Raw genomic sequence first — 20021 nt, forward strand, 5'->3', positions numbered from 1 at the left:
CGGCTCCTCATTTCTTTGCTGAAATTTTAGACTTCTGTTTCAGCCGTTTCAGCCGGATCAGTTGGCGCGTCCTGCTGAGGACGGGCTTTTTCAGGCTTCATCAGGGGGAACAGCAGCACATCACGGATGCTTTCCTTGTCGGTCAGCAGCATCACCAGACGGTCAATCCCGATGCCCAGACCACCGGCAGGGGGCATACCGTATTCCAGGGCGGTCAGGAAGTCCTCGTCCTGCTCGTGGGCCTCATCGTCTCCGGCTTCACGGCGTCTGGTCTGGCTCTCGAAACGCTGGCGCTGGTCCAGGGCATCGTTCAGTTCACTGAAGGCATTGGCCAGCTCGAAGCCCATCCCGAACAGCTCGAAGCGCTCGGTGACCCCTTCCAGGGTGCGGTGTTTTTTCGCCAGCGGGCTGATCACCAGCGGATGGTGAATCACGAAAGTGGGGTTGATCAGTCCGGGCTCGACGTACTCCCCGAAAAGCTTGTCCAGCAGCTTGTAATCCGGAACTTTCTTCCACTGGGGGTAGCGGGCATCGCAGAATTCGCGCAGTCTGGGCAGATCCAGGGGATCGAAGTCCAGGTCCGGCACTTTTTCTTTCAGGCTGCCCACGTAATCCACACGGTCAAAAGGCGCAGACCAGTTGACCTGTTTGCCGTAAATCTCGAATTCGGTGCTGCCTTTGACAGAGAGGGCCAGGGCAGAGAACAAATCCTCCACGAGTTTCATGATGTCCTCGTAGTCCACGTAGGCCCAGTAAAGCTCCAGCATGGAGAATTCGGGGTTGTGGGTCTGGTCGATGCCCTCGTTGCGGTACACCCGACCAATCTCGTAAACCCGCTCAAAACCGCCCACCAGCAGGCGCTTGAGGTGCAGTTCCAGCGCAATGCGCAGGAAGAAATCATGCGATAAGGCATTGTGGTGGGTCACGAAGGGTTTGGCCTCGGTGCCTCCAGCAATGGCCTGGATGGTGGGGCCTTCCACCTCCATGAAATCCCGGTCGTCCAGAAAGTTGCGAATGAAACGCACGATTCTGGAGCGCAGCTTGAAGTTCTCCTTGACCTCGGGGTTGGTCATCAGGTCCAGGTAGCGCTGGCGGTAACGCATTTCGATGTCCTGCAGACCGTGGTATTTGTCTGGCAGGGGGTGCAGGCTCTTGACCAGGGGCTGCCAGTCGGTGACGTGCAGGGTCAGCTGTCCGGTCTTGGTGACAAAGGGGTGGCCTTTGACCCCAATGATGTCTCCGAGGTCCAGGTGCTTGATGCCCGCAAAGTTGGGAATGTCTTTGCCAAAGTACAGCTGGATTTTGCCCTGTTCGTCATGCAGGTCTGCAAAAGCCACCTTGCCCATGAAACGGATGGTCATCAGGCGTCCAGCCAGGGCGTAGTGGTCTTCTGCCCATTTCTGACCGGGTTCCCCTTCGATGTGCTTTTTGAGGATGTCCTGGGTGTGGTGCGTTTGCGGGTAGGTGTAAGGGTAGGCTTCGAAGCCCATTTCAATCAGCGCCTGCTGGTTCTTGAGGCGCGCCACGGTCTGTTCGTGCATTTCCTGCGACATGGTTTACAGGATACCTAAAAATGGTGCGTGCAGGAAAGCATGACATAGGTTATGGGCCTGCTGGCCCTTGGCAGGCCCAGCAGGCCCATAACCACAAAAAGGCCCTCCCTTATACAGAGGAGGACCGGGCAAGACCCATGGGGCCTGAAGATCAGGCTTTCTGGTACAGCACTGCGCGTTTGACTTCCTCGATCAGTTCGGTGATGGGGATGTCTCTGGGACAGGCTTCGGTGCAGTTGTAAGCGGTGCGGCAACGCCACACGCCGGTGTTCTGGTTCAGCACTTTCAGGCGCTGGTCTGAGCCCTTGTCTCTGGAATCAAAGATGAAACGGTGGGCCTGCACGATGCTGGCAGGACCCAGGTAACGTCCGTTCACCCAGAAGATGGGGCAAGATGTGGTGCAGCAGGCGCAGAGGATGCACTTGGTTCCTTCATCGAAGATGGCCCGGTCTTCCACGCTCTGCAGGCGCTCTCCGGCAGGAACAGGATCATCATTGATGAAAAAGGGCATCACCGCGCGGTAGGCATCGAAGAAGGGCTCCATGTCCACCAGCAAATCGCGCTCCACTTTGAGGCCCCGGATGGGTTCCACGGTGATGGTGCCACCATCTCTGGCCAGGTCTTTCACCAGGATTTTGCAGGCCAGACGGTTGCGTCCGTTGATCAGCATGGCGTCGCTTCCGCACACCCCGTGGGCGCAACTGCGGCGGTAGGTCAGGGTGGAGTCCATGTACCACTTGATGTGGTTGAGGAGGTCCAGCACCCGGTCTCCGGGTTCACATTCCACAGCGAAAGACTGCCAGGATGGCTTTTTGTCTTTCTCCGGGTTGTATCTCTGAACTTTGACATTGACTTTCATGGGTCTGGTCTCCTTAGTACACCCGTGGCTTGGGCACAAAGTTCAGGGTTTCGCCCTTCAGGACCACGGGTTTGTACCTGAGCAGCACGTTTCCAGGGTTGTTCATGTCCCGGTAGGCCATGGTGTGTTTCAGCCACTGGTCGTCGTTGCGCTCGGTGAAGTCTTCGCGGTCGTGTGCTCCACGGGATTCGGTGCGGTTGAGGGCACTGGCGGTCATGGCTTCTGCGATGTCCAGCAGGAAGCCGAGTTCCAGCGCTTCCACCAGTTCGGTGTTGTAGCGTGCGCTGGGGTCAGCGACCGACACGTTCTTGTAACGGGCCTGCAGTTCCTTCACGATCTTGACCTGGGCTTCCATGTCCTTGCCGTTGCGGAAGATGCCCACGTTCATCATCATGGTGTCCTGCAGTTCCTTGCGGATTTTGGCAGCATTGTCGGTGCCACTGTTGCTGCGCAGGCGGTCAATCAGGCCCTTGGAGTAAGCCTCGGGGTTGTTGGGCAGGGTTTCAAACTCTGCTTTCTGGGCGAACTTGGCTGCGGCCATGCCAGCACGGCGTCCGAACACGATCAAATCTCCCAGGGAGTTGGTCCCGAGGCGGTTGGCTCCGTGCAAACTCACGCAGGCCACTTCCCCTGCTGCGTACAGACCACGAACCAGGGTGCCGTCTTCGCTGGCCAGGGCTTCCCCGTCGATGGTGGTGGGCACCCCACCCATGGCGTAGTGGGCGGTGGGCTGGATCGGCACCAGTTCCTTCACCGGGTCCACACCCAGATAGGTGCGGGCAAAGTCGGTGATGTCTGGCAGGCGGCTCTCGATGATGTCCTTGGGCAGGTGGGTCAAATCCAGCATGATGGCGTCTTTTTCCTTGCCCACCCCGCGTCCCTCACGGATTTCGCGGTAGATGGCACGGGACACCATGTCACGGGGGGCCAGGTCCTTGATGGTGGGGGCGTAACGCTCCATGAAACGCTCTCCAGAGTCATTTCTGAGGATGCCTCCTTCACCACGCGCACCCTCGGTGATCAGAATGCCGAGTTTGGCAATGCCGGTGGGGTGGAACTGGTAGAACTCCAGGTCTTCCAGGGGCAGGCCTTTGCGGTAGTAGATGCTCATCAGGTCGCCGGTCAGGGACAGGGCATTGCTGGTGATCTTGAAGACGCGACCATATCCACCCGAAGCCAGAATCACGGATTTGGCATGGAAGGTGTGGATTTCACCGCTGGAAAGTTCCAGGGCCACCACGCCTTTGCAGACGTTGTCCTCGATGATCAGGTCCAGCACCTGGAACTCGTTGTAGAAAGTGGTTCCGGCTTTAACGTTCTGCTGGTACAGGGTCTGCAGGATCATGTGGCCCGTGCGGTCCACAGCGTAGCAGGCGCGTTCCACAGCAGATTTTCCGTATTCACGGGTGTGCCCGCCGAATTTGCGCTGGGCGATCTTGCCGTTGGGAAGGCGACTGAAGGGCAACCCCATGTGTTCGAGTTCGTACACGGCCTCGATCACGTCTTTGGAGAAGATCTCTGCTGCGTCCTGGTCGGTCAGGTAGTCGCCACCTTTGATGGTGTCGAACATGTGCCATTCCCAGTGGTCCTCGTTGACGTTCCCGAGGGCGGCACCCACCCCACCCTGTGCGGCTCCGGTGTGGGAGCGGGTGGGGTACAGTTTGCTGATCACAGCGACAGAAACGTTTTTGTTTTTTGCGGCATACAGGGAGGCCATGAGACCTGCTCCACCTGCGCCGACCACAAGGACATCGTAACGGTGATGCATATTGGCTCCTTATTGAGCAGGCTGGAAGGTGTAAAGGCCGATGGTGCCCCACACAAAAATCACACCCACAACGGTGTAGAAGATGGCTTTGGTCCAGAAACGGCGGTTCTTGCTGGGGATGTAGTCCTCGATGACGTAACGGGCACCGTTCACCCCGTGCAGGCCAGCCAGCACCATGATCAGCCAGTCATAGAGTTTCCAGACGGGTTTGTCCAGCTTGTTCACAATGGTTTCATAGCTGGCGGTGACCGACTCAGGGGCCTGAATGAAGGTCATGTAGATGTGACCGAGCACCAGGAACATCAGCACAATGCCGCTGATGCGCATGAACACCCACCAGAACAGTTCGGAGTTTCCGGTGGCCTGGGCCTTGGCGTCTTCAAAACGTTTTGCGCGAATCATGGTTTCAAGCCTCCGGGAACCAGCCGAGAATGCGGCCCAGGGTCAGCACTCCGGTCATGAGCCCACCCACTGCACTGATCACCAGCACCAGATAGAACAACTCCCGCTGAATTTTCACACCCCAGCCGGCAAAATCCATGAAGATGATGCGCAGCCCGTTGAGGGCGTGGTACAGCACCCCTGCGGTCACAAACACCAGGCCGATGGAGAAAAGCCAGTGGCTTTCCACGGCGTGCACAGCCTCATAGGCGTCTCTGCTGATGGCAATCGACCCGATAGAGAGGATGTGTAAAAGCAAGTACAGCAAGATTGCCAGCCCCGAAATGCGGTGCAGCATGAAGGCCCACTGTCCTTCCTTGCCTCGATACCCTCCGATCATGTTCTCCTCCTTGCGAATCCTTTAACGTCGGTTAAACAACACGATACAGTTTAGCATGTTCTTTCTGCCTTCGGGCCTGTCAAGGGACAACTGTATATGCAGAGATGGGTGATCAAAAATTTGTCATTTTGGAACAGAATTCCACAAATTTGCAACAAAAAAGGCACTGTTCCAGATGGGGAATTTTTACAAAATTAATCAAAAGCGCTTTCGGTGTCCAGATTTGTCAGGGGTTTGTTTGACGCTTCGCAGGTCTCATGTATAATTGATCCCGTTGTCTTGTCAAGGCAACAAGGAGGCACATTTTGGAACTGTTCGGTTTCGGACCCCACTTGATGATCGATGGTTATCACGCCGCCTCAGAGAAACTGGAAGACGCAGCACTGCTGGAAAGCATCCTGCAAGACCTTCCCCGGGCAATCGACATGACTGTGGTGCTGCCTCCTGCCGTCACCGAACACCACGGCCTCAGCGAAGAAGACTCGGGTTACACCGGTGTGGTGATCATTGCTGAATCGCACATTGCGATTCACACCTTCCCCAGACGGGGATTTGTCAGTGTGGACATTTTTTCCTGCAAAGAATTCGATGCCCAGCACGCACTCAATTATCTGGTTGAGAAACTGGACATCGGACGGTACGACACCCACTTCATCAACAGGGGCAAGGAATTTCCCAAAGACCTCGCGGTGGCCCAGAAGATCCTCTCTGGGGAACGGGAATACCTCTCTGCTCGACTGGCATAAGCGCAGCAAAAAACAAACACAGGAAAAGCGGCTGGGATCTCCAGCCGCTTTTTGATGTTGATTTGGATGTTGATTTGGATGTTGATTTGGATGTTGATTTGAAGGTTAAGTTCAGGCTTTGACCGAAACAGGAACCGTTCTGCGCACACTGAAAGCCAGCACGGGGGCCAGGGCGTCCAGCATGCCCATCAGTTGACCGTCTGCGGTGTACTTGCGGATCAGCTGACCGCCTTTGCGGGCTGCGTAAATGTGGCCTTCGTGGTCCACATCCAGCAGCAGTTCACCTGTGGGCTCACCGTGCCAGGGGTCAATCAGCACCGCAGAGACCGGTTTCCCGGCAGCACTCATCACGCGGATGCGGCTGCTGGTGGAATCGCTGACCAGCACATTGCCTTTGAGGTCCACACCCACCCCGTCCAGGGCTTGCAGGGCCTGGGCATCTTTGGATTGCTTAAAGGCCACCCGTGAAATGTAGCTGCCGTCCAGCGAGAAACGCTGCACTTCGCGAAGCTGGGTGTCCAGCACAAAGATGAATTCATCGTTGGCGGCCAGCATGCGGGGCTCCCGGAAGGTGCCCTGACCGTCTCCACGCCCACCAAATTTGCGAACGAAGTCCCCTTCCATGGTGTACTCCTGCACCATGCAGGTGTCCAGGTCCAGGGCGTAAATGCGCTTGCTGGGGGTCACGGCCAGAGACACCAGGTTGAGCAGGTTGCCTTCTTTCAGGCCGTAAGGGGCAAAACCACCCACCAGTTCCATCTCGCTGTTGAGGATGCGCAGCATGGGGGCATTGGCGGTTTTGTAATCCACCACGCCTGCCAGCAGGTTTCCATCTGGGAGGTAATGGCAGGCCACAGGAATGGTGGGCAGGGCGCCCGAATCCATGTTGCCCAGACCCTGCAGCAAATTCCCCTGGGTGTCCAGCACCCGGATGAAATTCTGACCGCTGTTGGTCACCACCACCAGCGTGCTGGGCAGGATGGGAATGGAGTTGTCGATCAGGTCGCCAGAGTCAATCAGGCGCAGCACCTCGTCCAGGCTGGGGCGGTGGGAGGGGTCTTTTTCAAGCATGCGCATGATCAGGTCGTTGAGCGCAATGGGAATCCGCACATTGTACTGGCGGGGAGGGGTGGGCACATCGAAGACCTGCTGGTGCACCACCACGTCGTAGCTGCCTGCAAAAGGGGTGCGACCTGCAGCCATCTCGTACAGCACCATGCCCAGACTGTAGATGTCACTGCGGGCATCCACACTGCCACCTTTGGCCTGTTCGGGGCTCATGTAGATGGGGGTGCCCACCCGACCTGCGCCCACGCTCAGACGGGACACCGCCTGACCCACAGCAATCCCGAAATCCATCAGGCGCACCTGGTAGGAATCGATGTCTCCCTGGGTGATCTGTTCACGCATCAGCATGATGTTGGAAGGCTTGACATCCCGGTGCACCAGTCCCTGGGAGTGAATGTACCTGAGGGCATCACACACAGCACGGGAAATGTTCAGCACCGAAGACACACTCACAGGCTGCGAGAGCATGTACCCTTCCAGAGACTGACCTTTGACATACTCCATGATCATGTAAAAAGGCTGGGTGTCAGCATTGTAGTCAAAGACCCGCACGATGTTGGGGTGTTCCAGGCGCTTGAGGGTGGCGGCTTCCTGCACAAACCTGCGCAGCACCTTGTTGTCACCAAAGTGTTTTTCCAGGGGGACCTTGATGGCCACCAGCTTTTCGTCCTCCAGCCTTCTGGCCAGATGGACCACAGCCATGCCCCCTTCTCCGATGCGCTCCAGGATCTGGTAGCCCCGGATGTTGAGTTGAAGTTCTCCTCCCTGGCGGACCAGTCGCGCTCTGGGTTTCCGCCGCTGTTTGCGGTTGGGTCCTTTCACCGGAACAAACCTGGTGAGGTAAAAGCTTGTTCCAATCAGGAAGCTGGCAATCAGAGCTGGTGTGAGCGCACGCTCCACCGAACTGAAACTGACCAGGTAGGTGACGAAAAGCAGAGTGACCACTGCCAGGGCCAGCGCCAGAACGCGTTCTGATGCTCGGTACCACAGCACACCACTCACGACAAAAATCAGGATCAACCAAACCATTTTGCTCCCTAAGCGTGCGGTTTATTCTCCTAGGATAGCAAATTTTAGAGTTTGTTAAGAAGCCATTACGATTTGAGCCAGTTTGCTGCGTCCAGCGCGTGATAAGTCAGAATGGCGTCCGCTCCAGCCCTTCTCATGCTGGTCAGGGTCTCCAGCACAATGCGCTTTTCATCGATGTAACCGGCCTGCGCTGCAGCCTTCACCATGGCGTATTCTCCAGAGACGTTGTAGGCCACCACCGGAAGTTGAGTGTTATCCCGCACAACGCGCAAAACGTCAAGGTAGGCCAGCGCAGGCTTGACCATCAGGAAGTCTGCCCCTTCTGCTTCATCCAGGCTGGATTCCCTCAGGGCCTCCCGGTACCCCGAAGCAGGGTTTATCTGGTAGGTTTTCTTGTCCCCCATCTTGGGTGCACTGTCCAGCGCTGTTCTGAAAGGACCATAGTAAGCAGAGGCGTACTTGGTCGAGTAAGACATGATCATGACCCGCTCAAAACCCGCCTCGTCCAGAGCGGACCTCAGGGCTCCAATGCGGCCATCCATCATGTCAGAAGGAGCCACAATGTCTGCACCTGCAGCCGCCTGGGTGAGGGCCATTTTGATCAAGACCTCCACAGTCTCATCGTTCAGGATCTCCCCAGTTTCAGAGACAATCCCATCGTGTCCATCTGAGGAGTAAGGATCCAGGGCCACATCGGTGATCAGCAGCAGTTCGGGCAGCGCTTTTTTAAATGCCCGAATGGTGCGGGCAAACAGCCCTTGCGGGTTGTGGCTCTCAGAGCCATATTTGTCTTTCAGGTCATTGGGAATGGCGGGAAACAATGCCACCCCCTTGATGCCCAGGTTCCAGGCCTCTCTGGCATGCTCGATGGCCAGATCAATGGAATACCGGTGAATTCCAGGCATGGCAGAGATTGGGGTTTTGACCCCCTCCCCTTCCTCAATGAACATGGGGTACAGAAGATGACGGGGTTCCAGGGTGGTTTCCCTGAGGATTTCACGGATGGAATGGCTGGAACGCAGGCGGCGGGGACGGTAGGTGAGGTCCATAGAGAACAGGATACCCAATGGAAGCGGGACGAAAAACCCTGGATTTCACGATGGTGTTTGGCAGAAGGGAAATGTAGGGGCGAGGCGTGCCTCGCCCTGATGGCAGAAATCTCAAATTGGATCTCTGGCTGGCACTTGATGTCCAGAACCACCAAATTGCTTGACCTCACCCAGAAACAAAAAGGGCGCAGCACGCTGCGCCCCTACATCTCAAAATGAATCAGACTTCGCTGGAAATGAAGGTCCCAACCTTTTCACCGCTGAGCAGGCGCACAAGGTTGCCTTCAGCAAAGATGTCGAAAACCACCAGGGGCAGGCCCTTGTCCTGGCAGAGGGTCAGGGCGGTTGCGTCCATCACCTGCAGGCCACGGGAAACCACTTCACGGTGTGAGATGCTGTCGATTTTGTAAGCATCGGGGTTCTTGCGGGGGTCGTCGGAGTAAACCCCATCCACCTTGTTTTTGGCCATCAGGACCACTTCTGCGCCGACTTCCAGGGCACGCAGGGTGGCAGTGGTGTCGGTGGTGAAGAAGGGGTTTCCGGTGCCTGCCCCGAAGATCACCACGCGGCCTTTTTCCAGGTGGCGAATGGCACGGCGGCGGATGTAAGGCTCAGCCACCTGACTCATGGTGATGGCGGTCTGCACGCGGGTGGGCTGACCCACCTGCTCCAGAGCGTCTTGCAGGGCGATGGCGTTCATCACGGTGGCAATCATGCCCATGTAGTCGGCAGTGGCGGGATCCATGCCTTCCCCGTTGCGTGCACCGCGCCAGAGGTTGCCTGCCCCCACCACAATGGCAAGTTCCACACCTGTGGCATCTCTGGCTGCTTTGATCTCGCGGGCCAGGGCTGTGGTGGCTTCGTGGGAAATGCCAAACCCGTTTTCGGCAGACAGAAATTCGCCGGACAGTTTAAGGAGTACCCTTTTGTACGCCATGTTTCCTCCCGAAAAAGGGTGGAGCCTAGGCTCCACCACATGAAAAAAGCGGGGAATTTCCCCGCTTTCAGATTATTTGGAGCCGATTTCGAAGCGCACGAAGCTGTTGATGGTGTTGTCACCAGCGTACTTGGCCACGGTCAGGCTGTTGTCTTTCACGAATTTCTGCTCACGCAGAACGGTTTCTTCGTAGAATTTGCCCAGCTGGCCCGCCACGATTTTTTCCACGATCTGGGCAGGCTTGCCTTCGTTGATGGCCTTGTTGGTGAGGATTTCACGCTCGGCTTCGATGGCGCTGTTGTCCACTTCGCTGCGGTCCAGGTAACGGGGGCGCTCGGCAGCCACGTGCAGGGCGATGTCCTTGGCAACAGCAGCGTCAGCACCACTCAGGGCCACCAGAGAACCGATTTTGCCGTTGGAGTGCACGTAGGCACCAACAACACCATCGGATTCCAGGTAAGCCACGCGGCTCAGCACGATGTTCTCACCGATTTTTCCAGCAGCGCCTTTGACAGCAGTGTCGGCGGTTTCGCCGTTGCCGAGGTCGGCGTTCTTGAACACTTCGAGGTCGCTGGTTCTGGCGTTCAGGGCAACTTCGGCCAGCTGTTTCACCAGGGCCTGGAAGTCAGCGTTGCGGGCCACGAAGTCGGTTTCGCTGTTCACTTCAACCAGAGCAGCACGCTTGCCGTCTTCGGAGACCTGGAAAGCGATGAGGCCTTCTTTGGCTTCACGGTCGGCTTTTCTGCCCGCTTTGGCAATGCCACGCTCGCGCAGCAGGGCCACAGCTTTTTCTTCGTTGCCCTCGGCATCCGTCAGGGCCTTTTTCACGTCTACGATTCCAGCGCTGGTGATTTCACGTACTCTTTTGATGGACTCCATCATGATTGGATCTCCTTTGTTTGAGATGGGTTTCACTCTTTTGGGGTTGTGCTCGGTTCTTGATGGTGCACTGGACATTTCAGTCCAGGGTCAAGCATTTTGAGGCCACCACCAGCAAACACACAACAGGGAGTGAGGGGCTGTGATCCCCCCACTCCCGTCAGGTTCACACTTATTCTTGAACGACTGCTTCTTCTTCAGCTTCAACTGCAGGAGCAGCTTCTTCTTCAACAGCAGGGGTGCTGGCCACCACTTCGCCGCCACCACGGGCTTCGACCATCAGGTCACCGATGCGGTTGGTGATCAGCTGGATGGAACGGATCGCATCATCGTTGCCAGGAACGATGTAGTCGATCACGTCGGGGTTGGAGTCGGTGTCAGCAAGAGCAATCACGGGAATGCCAAGTTTGTTGGCTTCCTGCACAGCAATCACTTCTTTGGTGGGGTCCACAACGAACAGCGCGTCAGGCAGACGGGTCATGTTGCGGATGCCGCCCACGTAGCGCTCCAGGCGGTCACGCTCGTTGCCCAGCTGGATGCGTTCAGCTTTGGGACGGGCGTTGATGGCTCCGGTTTCGATCATCTCGTTGAGTTCTTCAAGGCGATCAATGCGGCTGCGGATGGTGCGGAAGTTGGTGAGCATTCCACCGAGCCAGCGCTGGGTCACAAAGGGCATGCCGGTGCGGCGGGCTTCGAGTTCCACGATTTCCTGGGCCTGTTTCTTGGTGCCCACGAAGAGGATCACGCCACCGCGTTCAGCGGTTTCCTTGATGAAGTCAAAGCTGCGGTCAATCTGCTTGAGGGTCTTCTGCAGGTCAATGATGAAAATACCATTGCGCTCGGCGAAGATGAAACGCTTGAACTTGGGGTTCCAGCGCTTGGTTTCGTGACCGAAGTGCACGCCGGCCTCGAGCAGTTGCTTCATGCTGATGTAAGACATCTGTACTCCTTGTGAGGGCGTTGTAAAACAGGTTGATGTTGGTCGTGCTGGCCTCGTTGTTCTGGGGACACCCTCTGCCCGCAAAACGACCCGTCAGACCACTGGCAAAAAACAGCCAAAGAAGAGTCTAGCACAAAACACAGCGGACAATATGGCATGGGTTGCAAATTGGAGGGGTCGCTTGATGAGAGGCTTCGAGGTGCCATCGAGAACCTGTGTCCATTCACAAAGACGGGATAGACCTCTGAAGGGAACCCCACAGAGGGGCAGGTACACTGTCACCCATGTGGATTTCCATTGAAGTGGTGCCCCGAAGCCCCGAAGACCTGCAATCAGAGCTGGATTACATCCGGGATGAACTTCCCACGGTGAATGCCGTGAACATTCCAGATTTGATGCGCATGCCGATTCGCAGCTGGGATGCCTGCTCGCATGTGCGTTCAGAGGTGCCACGCCTGAGTCCCATTCCCCATTTTCGTTCCATTGATTTTGACCTGAAAAAACCCTTTCCCTTTGCAGAGAAACTGCGGGAAAGCGGGGTAAAGGAGGTCATTGTGGTCACGGGAGATCCTCCAGTGGACATGAGCCGCAAGGTTTACCCGACCTCCTGCATCGAACTGATGCGCAAGTTCAAACGGGAACTCCCTGAAATCAAGGTGTATGGCGGTCTGGACCCTTACCGTTCCAGCCTGAGGAGCGAACTGGAGTATCTGGAACGCAAACAGGAAGCCGGAGCAGAGGGGTTTTTCACCCAGCCGTATTTTGATGTGCGCCTGATGGAAGTCTTTGCAGAGATGTTTGAACAGTCAGAATGCAGGGATTTGCCTGTGGTGTGGGGCATCACCTCTGTGGTGGGCCAGCGCTCCCGGAATTACTGGGAGACCCGCAACCGGGCCATTTTCCCCCGGCACTTTCAGCCCACACTGGAGTGGAACCGCAATTTTGCCAGAGAGGCCATTCAGTGGGCCGGGCAGAATGGCGGGCACCTCTACATCATGCCCATCAAGGTGAAGGTTAAGGATTATCTGGAGGGGATTTTGCCTTCCGGTCAGGACTGAGCCATTGAAAATCTGAGCAACAAGAAACAGAAGCCAGAGCAATCCAGCTTCTGTTTCTTGTTTTTGCTGATGGCTTCTTGACCAGAACGGCACCCAGAATGGGGCCTGATCGCTGAACGCTGAGGGCTTTTACTTCTTCCAGCACAGCACCGTGCTGCCCAGCACCACAGCTCCTGCAATCAGAATGGCAGGGCTCAGGTGTTCTCCCAGAAAGAGGGCTCCCCACACAAAAGTCATCAGGGGTTGCAGGAGCTGGATCACACCTGCTCTGGAGATGCCCACCAGCGTGAAGCTGTGGTACCAGGGAAAAAAGCCCAGGTACGCGCTGAACAGGGCCACATAGATCAGGCCGCCCCAGGCCACAGGGGTGAGGTTGAGGATGTGGGGATTCTGGACCAGCAGAAAAATGCTGGCAGGAAGGATCAGGGGCAGGGTGAACACCAGAATCCAGGAAATGGCTTTCCAGCCGGGCATGTGGCGGGTGACTTTGGCTCCTTCCACATAAGTGAAAGCAGAGAACACCAGTGCAGCCAGCAACCACACATCTGCGGTGTGCAATTTCAGGCTGCCTCCGTTCTGGCTGATCAGGAAGGTCACCACGGTACCGCACCCGATCAGAATGCCAATCCAGAAATTCAGCGGAGGCCGTTCTTTTGCCCTCAGGACCGCCAGCAGTGCGGTGGTCAGGGGAATCACGGCAATCACCACAGCACCGTGGGCAGAGGGCACATCTTTCATGGCAATGGCCACACTGGTCCCAAATCCCACCGTTCCGAGGGTCGCCAGGATGATGCTTTTCCAGTGCTGTCTGGCCGGAAATTTTTCTTTGTGGATCAGAAGGACCACCATCGCCACCGCTGCACCGATCAGGTTTCTGAAGACACCGACTGCCAGGCCGCCCATTTCTGGTGCAGCAAATCTGGAAGCAGGCAGGGTCCAGCTGAAGATCAGCACCCCCAGGAAGGCCAGCAGCATCCCGTAGACCTCTTTGGATAACACTTGAGGTCTTGCTTGTAAATACAGGGTATTGTTATCGGTATCCTTCATATATTATGATAACAATTGAGAGGTATACATGTCAAAATCCAGTCTAGACCGAATCCTGAACGCACTCAGAGATGATATCCAGACCCGGCAGGCTGGAGAGAAGCTGCCCACCGTGCGGGATTTGATGGAGCAATTTCAGGCCAGTCCCATCACCATCAACAAGGCTTTAAAAGCCCTGTCTCTGGAAGGCAAAATCGTCACCAAAACAGGCAGTGGAACGTTTGTGGCAGATCCCATCCACCGCCGGGAAACCAAGCCCACCGCCTGGCAGGAAATCACCCTGGGCACCAGATACCACCCTGGAGACAACCTGCGGGAATTCATGGCCAATGTGCCCAGTGGTTGCATTCCGCTGCAATCGGGGTATCTGGATTCTGAACTGCAGGCCGTGGAAGCCCTGCAATCCAGCCTGAAAGCCGTGATGCGCAAACCCACCGTGTGGGGATGGGCCCCCACCGAGGGCCTCGAAGAACTTCGGGCCTGGTTCGCCCACGAAGCAGGTGGATACGTGCGGGCCGCAGATGTGCAAATTGTCTCAGGCGGACAGGCCGCCCTGGCCACCATTTTCAGTGCCCTGACCGAACCCGGACAGCATGTGCTGGTGGAATCTCCCACCTACCTGGGAGCCCTGGCCGTGATGCGCTCCAACAAGGTGAACCCCATTGCCGTTCCCACCGATGCCCAGGGCGTGATTCCTGAATTTCTGGAATCGGCCTTCCAGAAAACCGGGGCCAAGGTTTTTTACACCCAGCCCCGGCACTCCAACCCCAGCGGAGCCACCCTCTCTCCTTACCGCAGAAAGCGGGTGCTGGAAATTGCAGAGAAATACCAGGCTTTCATCGTTGAGGACGACTATCTGAACGGCCTGACCTTCGAGGGCACCCACTCCCCTCCCCTGATCAGCGAGAACGAAAACCACGTGATCTACCTGCGTTCCCTCACCAAGAGTGTGGCCCCCAGTTTGCGGGTCGGGGCCGTGATTGCCAAAGGTGCAGCACGGGCCAGAATCAACTCCATGAGCGTGGTGGATGGTCTTTTTGTCAGCAGGCTTCTGCAGGAAACGGCCCTGCACTTTCTGACCAGCCCGGCCTGGCCCAAACATCTGAAAAAACTGCATCAGGAGCTGAAATACCGCCGCAACATCGCTTTGCAGGAGCTGAAGAACATTCCGGGCCTCACGCCCTACACCCATCCCACTGGAGGGGTGCACATGTGGCTGCGCCTTCCTGAAGGCATCCGGGCCGAGGAGTTCACCCGTGCAGCAGAACGCAATGGGGTCATCGTGGTGTGCGGCAACGTCTACTTTCCAGCAGAGCCCAGTGGCGACTTCATCCGCATGAGTTTCGGGTCGGTGGATCCCCAGACCCTGAAAGACGGCATTCACCGCCTGGGAGAAGTGGTGAGGGAACTCAGCCCTGCTGCCCTCCCCACAACCCTCACCGCGGGCCGTGCCCGGTCTTCCTCCTGAGTTTCCCCCTCCAACCCCCACCGCTGTCTCCGACAGGTCCTCCCCCTGAGGGGGAGGAAAGCGAGGCGAAGTGAGCGAGGTGGGGGTCAGTGGTCAGTAAGGAAACGCAATGTCACACACCAGATCGTCTGGTCCTGCCTCATCCCAGTTTGCGAAGTAAACTTCACGGGAAGACAGCATGCTGCACATCCTGCCCTGTTCTCTGAGCCACAAAGAAACAGCATCGTAGGCCTTGAGGATTTCCGGGAACACACACTGCCCTTTGGTGATGGTGGTGAAGGCCTCGGGGTGCTCGGGTTCAATGCGGATGTTCATGCCTTCCAGAGGTTCCACTGGACCCATGAAAGGCACACACACCTCGACAGGCCCATCTGAATCCTGGTTTACGGTCCCGTGGTAGATCACAAAAGGGGCAGCAGTGATGGGGGCATCCGAAGCCTCCAGGTGGGGCATGATGCGACCAAAGGCCTCTCCAATGAAAGCGGGCAAATCACTGGCATACACCCGTTGCTGAATGGTGATGATCTTGGCTGCAGGCACCGTGCGGGTCTGGATGTCAAACATGTGATTCTCCTTTTTCTCCAGGTAATCGGAGAGGTACTGAACGAGCTCCTTTTTCTGCCGTGCATCCTGCTCCACTTCACGCCAGTAAGAGCGCACCAGGGTTGCCCGCTGGTCTTCTGAGGCCTGCAGCACCTCAAAAATGCGGTTCAGGGGCATCTCCAGTTGCCTGAGGAGGCCAATCAAATGGGCCGCTTCAAACTGGCTGGCATGGTAATAGCGGTATCCACTTTGCGGATCCACAAACACCGGAATCAAAAGCCCCATGGCGTCATAGAGCCTCAGGGCCTTCTGGGACAGCCGGGTGTTTCTGGCAAAGGCGCTGATGGTCAGCAGGTCAGCACGGGTCTCGTTCATGGCTTCAGTCTGGGGTCTGACCCAGGGGAAGAGTCAAGGGGTGTGAATTTTGTGGAGACACCTTTTGGGGAATGACAGGTCTAGCTCTTTGCCGAGAGCCGAGGGCCGAGAGCCGAGAGCGTAAATTGGCACAGCCTCAACTGCCTGTCAAACCCAAAAATGCTTATGCCAGAGCTTTACAGATGCCCTCGGCTCTCGGCCCTCGGCTCTCGGCTTGTTTAGATTTAAGCCACATGGCCCACTGCAACCCCCCATGCATAAGTGCATAAAATACCCTATGTTGCTTGCCTTTGATCTGGATGGAACCATCGTCACCCGGAAGTTCGATTTGCCAGCAGAGACCCGCAAGGCGGTGGATTACGCCCGCAGCAAGGGGCACCAGGTCACGGTGATCACCGGACGCACAGACCGCAGTTCCCGGCCTTACCTGCAAACCCTGAACGTGGAATCCCACTTTGGCAGTTGCCAGGGGTCAAGGGTGCATGGTCACGGCGAAGAAATGCTGCATCAGGTGTACATCGGTGCAGATGAGGTGCTGAAAACCCTGAAACTCCTGAGGCAGCACCGTTCAGCAAAGTTCTTCATGAGCAGTCCCACCCATCTTTTCCTGAAGGATCTGGAAGATCCCTTTTTCAGCTGGGCCCATCAGGAAGGTCATGTGGTACAGCAGTTGCAGGACCTGACGCCAGAAACCGTCAACAAGATCGTGATTTACGGCAAGAACCTCACAAAGCTGTCTGAAAAAGTCCATGCGCAGGTGCAGGGGCAGTTTTATCCCTGGGACCACACGGTGCTGGAAGTGCTGCCCCAGGGAAGCTCCAAAGGACATGCCCTCTCTTTGCTGGCCCAGCATTATGGTTATGGCCCCGAAGATGTGGTCGCTTTCGGAGATGGGGTCAATGACATCAGCATGTTCGAGTGGGCTGGAACGGGCATCTCTGTGGGACATGCAGGTGAGCACCTGCGTTCTCTGGGCAAAGAACATGTTGCAGAACCCGAGAAACTGGGTGTGGTGGAATGGATTTACAAGAACCTGTGAGGATTGCAGCGATTTCGGACATTCACAGTAACCTGCTGGCCTTGCAGGCAGTCTGGGAGGATCTGCAGAAGCACAGCCCGGATCTGGTGGTGTGTCTGGGGGACCACCTGTGGGGTTCCCTGCAGCCCCGTCTGGTGGCGGATTTCTTGATGGAGCATGGGGTGCTGTGCATTTCGGGGAACCAGGACCGCAGCATCCACAGCCCCACAGAACAGGAAAAAGCCAGTGCAGATTTTGCTTTTCTGCATTCCGAGCTTTCAGAACACCACCTGCAGTGGCTTCTTGAGATGCCTGCAACCCTGAACCTGCCCGGTGTCCTGCTCTGCCATGGCACCCCCACCTCTGACACCACCTACCTGCTGGAAACCGTGACGGAGCATGGGGTCAGGCTGGCTTCTGAAGCAGAAATCTTGCAACGCCTGGACCATGAAACGGCTCCTCTGGTGCTGTGTGGGCATTCCCATGTGGCACGGGTGGTACAGGCTGGAAACCAGTTGATTGTGAATCCGGGCAGTGTGGGCATCCCTGCTTACGACGATGATGTTCCGTACCCACATGTGATGGAATCGGGCAGCCCCCATGCGCGTTATGCCCTGCTCAGCCGCACAGGTTCAGGATGGTCGGTCAGCCTGCAAAACGTGGTCTATGATTGGGAGGTCACTGCACAAACTGCCGCACTGAGAGGGCGTTCTGATCGAGCTTGCTGGATCAGAACAGGGCGGGTTGAACCTTTCAATTTCACCCAAAACCATTTGCAGTAAGCTGAGGTATGCAAGAGCGCATCCATGGCATGCTGCTCGGAATGGCTGTGGGAAATGCCCTGGGGCTCCCCTACGAGAACCTTCCGCGCAGCCAGGCCAGCAGACTGGGGCACCCGGACCGCATGCGGTTCTGGATGGGGCACGGCATGGTCTCGGACGACACCGAGCATGCCCTGATCACCCTGGAAGCCCTGCTGAAATCCGGTGGGGATGTGCAACTGTTTCAGAAATTGCTGGCAAAAGGTCTGGTGCGCTGGGGACGGTCTTTTCCCCTCAGTGCAGGCAAGGCCACCCTGATTGCCGTGAGCAAACTGTCTGTGGGGGTTTCACCTGAGCGCAGTGGCGTGATGTCTGCCGGAAATGGACCCCTGATGCGCAGTTTGCCTCTGGGCCTGATGCTGGGCGATCCTGAGAAATTGCGCCAGATGGTGCGGGTTTCCACGCGCATCACCCACCTGGATTTGCGTGCAGAGCGAGGTGCACTGGTGCTGGCCCTGGCCGCCCGTTTCATCCTGGAGCACAAACGCCTGAAGATCACCCCTTTTCTGGAAAACCTGCTGAACTGGATCCCTGAGGAGGAAGACAGTGAGTTGTGGGATTTGCTGGCTTTGCTGGAAGACAGCCTGGAGAAACAACAGTCCACCTTGCAATTTGCAAGAGAACTGGGCCTGCAAGATGGAGTGAGCGGTTACGTGTATCACACCCTGCCGGTGGTGCTGCACGCCTGGTTTGCCACCCCCAACCGGTTTGAACATGCGGTCAAAAGCGTGATTGAACTGGGCGGAGACACCGACACCATGGCCGCTCTGGTGGGTGGGCTGGTGGGCATCCGGGTCAGCGTTGATGGCATCCCTCCAGAATGGACCCAGCAACTGTGGGAACCGGCCCGGGGGCTGGATTTCATGGAAAAAGCCGCGTCCAGCCTGGCCCGCAACCGGGTTCAGGAGTATCCCAGACCGTCGATTTTGCTGTCATCCACCCGGCAGATTGTGTTCAACACCGGGGTGCTGGGACATGTGGTGCGGCGCATGTGGTGGCAGGTGGCATCCAGGCCTTCATCTTCTGCTTAAGCCATGCCCCCTATAATGGAGGGTCAAGGAGTTTACCAACATGACTTTGAGCAGCGCACTGCCTGCAGGCTGGACCCCCGCCCCCGCAGGTTACAAACATGTGGTCAGTGTTTCCATCGGTTCCAGCAAACGCAACGCCCGTGAGGAACTTTCGGTGCTGGGCCAGAAACTCATTCTGGAACGCATTGGCACCGATGGCGACATGGAGAAGGCCGCCCAGCTCTTCCGCGAACTGGACGGCAAGGTGGATGCATTTGGTCTGGGAGGAACAGACCTTTACATCATCGCTGGAGAGAAGAAGTATTCCTTCCGGGACATTGTGAAGCTGTGCTCCAATGCCAAGATCACCCCCATTCTGGACGGCAGCGGTCTGAAACACACCCTGGAACGCGAAGCCATCCGGCAACTCGAGCCGCACATCCACTGGAACGGCACCCGCACCCTGATGGTGGCCGCTGTGGACCGTTTCGGCATGGCAGAAGAACTGGCCAGTTCTGGTGCAGATGTGCTGTACGGAGACATCATCTTCAGCCTGGGGATGCCCTTCCCGATCCGTTCCATTGGCGGTCTGAGGAAAGTGGCCCATACCCTGCTTCCCGTCCTGACCCTGCTGCCTTTCAAGTGGTTTTACCCCACCGGCGACAAGCAGGACAAGGAAGTCAAAGGCACCGGCAGCAATTACTACGCCTGGGCCGATGTGATTGCCGGAGATTTCCTCTACATCCGCCGTTACGCCCCAAAAGACCTGAAAGGCAAGATCATCCTCACCAACACCACCACTGCAGCAGACCTGGCGTGGGCAAAGGCTTCCGGGGTGAAGGAAATGATCACCACCACCCCCAGAATTGGCGGGCGCTCTTTCGGCACCAACGTGATGGAGGCGTTCTTCGTGGCCCTCAGTGGCAAGAAAGAAGCCCTGTCAGAAGCGGAGTATCTGGATTACATCCAGAAGATCGGGTTCAAGCCCGAGATCACTTCTCTGAACCCCTGAACCAGACCCAACAACCGGAAAACAAAAAGAAAACCACCAGAAATTCTGGTGGTTTTTTCT

General features: G+C 56.8%; 19 protein-coding genes. 7 read left to right on the forward strand and 12 right to left on the reverse strand.

From position 1 onward, the window contains the following. Positions 1-26: 26 nt before the first annotated feature. From lysS to sdhC, 5 genes are all read right to left on the reverse strand, one after another. Positions 27-1553, reverse strand: a complete 1527-nt coding sequence (lysS, locus tag IEY52_RS03285) for a lysine--tRNA ligase (protein WP_188999818.1) — start codon at positions 1551-1553, stop codon at positions 27-29. Positions 1554-1704: 151 nt separating this feature from the next. Further along, complete coding sequence (locus tag IEY52_RS03290; protein ID WP_188999821.1) at positions 1705-2412, reverse strand: succinate dehydrogenase iron-sulfur subunit; 708 nt, start codon at positions 2410-2412, stop codon at positions 1705-1707. Between the two features lie 13 nt (positions 2413-2425). Next, positions 2426-4180, reverse strand: coding sequence for a succinate dehydrogenase flavoprotein subunit (gene sdhA / locus IEY52_RS03295; protein ID WP_188999824.1), 1755 nt, complete (start codon positions 4178-4180; stop codon positions 2426-2428). A gap of 9 nt (positions 4181-4189) precedes the next feature. Beyond that, positions 4190-4582: a succinate dehydrogenase hydrophobic membrane anchor subunit gene (locus IEY52_RS03300; protein WP_188999827.1), complete on the reverse strand. Its 393-nt coding sequence runs from the start codon at positions 4580-4582 to the stop codon at positions 4190-4192. A 4-nt stretch (positions 4583-4586) separates the two neighbouring features. Beyond that, on the reverse strand, positions 4587-4961 hold the full coding sequence (sdhC, locus tag IEY52_RS03305) for a succinate dehydrogenase, cytochrome b556 subunit (protein WP_188999830.1): 375 nt from the start codon (positions 4959-4961) through the stop codon (positions 4587-4589). 305 nt (positions 4962-5266) lie between these two features. Between sdhC and speD the strand changes: the two genes are divergently transcribed. After that, positions 5267-5707 carry an adenosylmethionine decarboxylase gene (gene speD, locus IEY52_RS03310; protein ID WP_188999833.1) on the forward strand — a complete coding sequence of 147 codons (441 nt, stop codon included), beginning with the start codon at positions 5267-5269 and terminating at the stop codon, positions 5705-5707. Positions 5708-5818: 111 nt separating this feature from the next. Here speD and IEY52_RS03315 read toward each other — a convergent pair whose 3' ends face one another. The 5 genes from IEY52_RS03315 to rpsB all read right to left on the reverse strand — a co-directional run bounded on the left by IEY52_RS03315 (position 5819) and on the right by rpsB (position 11609). Next, positions 5819-7804: a protein kinase domain-containing protein gene (locus IEY52_RS03315; RefSeq protein WP_188999836.1), complete on the reverse strand. Its 1986-nt coding sequence runs from the start codon at positions 7802-7804 to the stop codon at positions 5819-5821. A gap of 65 nt (positions 7805-7869) precedes the next feature. Continuing rightward, positions 7870-8853, reverse strand: a complete 984-nt coding sequence (hemB, locus tag IEY52_RS03320; protein ID WP_188999839.1) for a porphobilinogen synthase — start codon at positions 8851-8853, stop codon at positions 7870-7872. A 220-nt stretch (positions 8854-9073) separates the two neighbouring features. Further along, positions 9074-9790 carry a UMP kinase gene (gene pyrH / locus IEY52_RS03325; RefSeq protein WP_188999843.1) on the reverse strand — a complete coding sequence of 239 codons (717 nt, stop codon included), beginning with the start codon at positions 9788-9790 and terminating at the stop codon, positions 9074-9076. Between the two features lie 72 nt (positions 9791-9862). After that, positions 9863-10672 (reverse strand): translation elongation factor Ts, encoded by an 810-nt coding sequence (tsf, locus tag IEY52_RS03330; RefSeq protein ID WP_188999845.1) that lies wholly within the window; start codon positions 10670-10672, stop codon positions 9863-9865. 169 nt (positions 10673-10841) lie between these two features. Beyond that, positions 10842-11609: a 30S ribosomal protein S2 gene (rpsB, locus tag IEY52_RS03335; protein WP_188999847.1), complete on the reverse strand. Its 768-nt coding sequence runs from the start codon at positions 11607-11609 to the stop codon at positions 10842-10844. Between the two features lie 284 nt (positions 11610-11893). Between rpsB and IEY52_RS03340 the strand changes: the two genes are divergently transcribed. Then, positions 11894-12667 (forward strand): methylenetetrahydrofolate reductase, encoded by a 774-nt coding sequence (locus tag IEY52_RS03340; protein ID WP_188999849.1) that lies wholly within the window; start codon positions 11894-11896, stop codon positions 12665-12667. 129 nt (positions 12668-12796) lie between these two features. Here the strand turns inward: IEY52_RS03340 and IEY52_RS03345 are convergent, their stop codons facing one another. Next, positions 12797-13666: a DMT family transporter gene (locus IEY52_RS03345; RefSeq protein ID WP_188999852.1), complete on the reverse strand. Its 870-nt coding sequence runs from the start codon at positions 13664-13666 to the stop codon at positions 12797-12799. 76 nt (positions 13667-13742) lie between these two features. Here IEY52_RS03345 and IEY52_RS03350 point away from each other — a divergent pair, with 76 nt between their 5' ends. Further along, positions 13743-15182, forward strand: a complete 1440-nt coding sequence (locus IEY52_RS03350; protein WP_188999854.1) for an aminotransferase-like domain-containing protein — start codon at positions 13743-13745, stop codon at positions 15180-15182. A 93-nt stretch (positions 15183-15275) separates the two neighbouring features. Here the strand turns inward: IEY52_RS03350 and IEY52_RS03355 are convergent, their stop codons facing one another. Then, a complete protein-coding gene (locus IEY52_RS03355; RefSeq protein ID WP_188999855.1) occupies positions 15276-16100 on the reverse strand; it encodes a MerR family transcriptional regulator in 825 nt (274 codons plus the stop codon). A 277-nt stretch (positions 16101-16377) separates the two neighbouring features. On the opposite strand from IEY52_RS03355, the gene IEY52_RS03360 reads away from it, so the two are divergent. The 4 genes from IEY52_RS03360 to IEY52_RS03375 are packed head-to-tail and all read left to right on the forward strand — an operon-like array spanning position 16378 to position 19961. After that, the gene (locus IEY52_RS03360; RefSeq protein ID WP_188999858.1) at positions 16378-17139 is read left to right on the forward strand and encodes a Cof-type HAD-IIB family hydrolase; all 762 of its coding nucleotides are present in this window, start codon (positions 16378-16380) and stop codon (positions 17137-17139) included. Then, positions 17118-17900 carry a metallophosphoesterase family protein gene (locus IEY52_RS03365; RefSeq protein ID WP_229684624.1) on the forward strand — a complete coding sequence of 261 codons (783 nt, stop codon included), beginning with the start codon at positions 17118-17120 and terminating at the stop codon, positions 17898-17900. Before IEY52_RS03360 ends, IEY52_RS03365 begins: the two co-directional genes overlap by 22 nt. 8 nt (positions 17901-17908) lie before the next feature. Next, the gene (locus tag IEY52_RS03370) at positions 17909-18970 is read left to right on the forward strand and encodes an ADP-ribosylglycohydrolase family protein (RefSeq protein WP_188999860.1); all 1062 of its coding nucleotides are present in this window, start codon (positions 17909-17911) and stop codon (positions 18968-18970) included. Positions 18971-19010: 40 nt separating this feature from the next. Continuing rightward, on the forward strand, positions 19011-19961 hold the full coding sequence (locus IEY52_RS03375; RefSeq protein ID WP_188999863.1) for a DUF8754 domain-containing protein: 951 nt from the start codon (positions 19011-19013) through the stop codon (positions 19959-19961). Positions 19962-20021 lie beyond the last annotated feature (60 nt).

The sequence above is a fragment of the Deinococcus roseus genome (assembly GCF_014646895.1).
GTDB classification, from domain to species: Bacteria; Deinococcota; Deinococci; order Deinococcales; family Deinococcaceae; genus Deinococcus_C; species Deinococcus_C roseus.

Excerpts from the sequence above, each read along its gene's own strand:
- IEY52_RS03350 (WP_188999854.1), top strand. The coding sequence starts at position 13,743 with ATGTCAAAATCCAGTCTAGACCGAATCCTGAACGCACTCAGAGATGAT.
- rpsB (WP_188999847.1), bottom strand. The coding sequence starts at position 11,609 with ATGTCTTACATCAGCATGAAGCAACTGCTCGAGGCCGGCGTGCACTTC.
- IEY52_RS03375 (WP_188999863.1), top strand. The coding sequence starts at position 19,011 with ATGACTTTGAGCAGCGCACTGCCTGCAGGCTGGACCCCCGCCCCCGCA.
- IEY52_RS03315 (WP_188999836.1), bottom strand. The coding sequence starts at position 7,804 with ATGGTTTGGTTGATCCTGATTTTTGTCGTGAGTGGTGTGCTGTGGTAC.
- lysS (WP_188999818.1), bottom strand. The coding sequence starts at position 1,553 with ATGTCGCAGGAAATGCACGAACAGACCGTGGCGCGCCTCAAGAACCAG.
- tsf (WP_188999845.1), bottom strand. The coding sequence starts at position 10,672 with ATGATGGAGTCCATCAAAAGAGTACGTGAAATCACCAGCGCTGGAATC.
- pyrH (WP_188999843.1), bottom strand. The coding sequence starts at position 9,790 with ATGGCGTACAAAAGGGTACTCCTTAAACTGTCCGGCGAATTTCTGTCT.
- IEY52_RS03340 (WP_188999849.1), top strand. The coding sequence starts at position 11,894 with ATGTGGATTTCCATTGAAGTGGTGCCCCGAAGCCCCGAAGACCTGCAA.
- sdhA (WP_188999824.1), bottom strand. The coding sequence starts at position 4,180 with ATGCATCACCGTTACGATGTCCTTGTGGTCGGCGCAGGTGGAGCAGGT.
- hemB (WP_188999839.1), bottom strand. The coding sequence starts at position 8,853 with ATGGACCTCACCTACCGTCCCCGCCGCCTGCGTTCCAGCCATTCCATC.
- IEY52_RS03370 (WP_188999860.1), top strand. The coding sequence starts at position 17,909 with ATGCAAGAGCGCATCCATGGCATGCTGCTCGGAATGGCTGTGGGAAAT.
- IEY52_RS03360 (WP_188999858.1), top strand. The coding sequence starts at position 16,378 with ATGTTGCTTGCCTTTGATCTGGATGGAACCATCGTCACCCGGAAGTTC.
- IEY52_RS03365 (WP_229684624.1), top strand. The coding sequence starts at position 17,118 with ATGGATTTACAAGAACCTGTGAGGATTGCAGCGATTTCGGACATTCAC.
- IEY52_RS03355 (WP_188999855.1), bottom strand. The coding sequence starts at position 16,100 with ATGAACGAGACCCGTGCTGACCTGCTGACCATCAGCGCCTTTGCCAGA.
- sdhC (WP_188999830.1), bottom strand. The coding sequence starts at position 4,961 with ATGATCGGAGGGTATCGAGGCAAGGAAGGACAGTGGGCCTTCATGCTG.
- IEY52_RS03300 (WP_188999827.1), bottom strand. The coding sequence starts at position 4,582 with ATGATTCGCGCAAAACGTTTTGAAGACGCCAAGGCCCAGGCCACCGGA.
- IEY52_RS03290 (WP_188999821.1), bottom strand. The coding sequence starts at position 2,412 with ATGAAAGTCAATGTCAAAGTTCAGAGATACAACCCGGAGAAAGACAAA.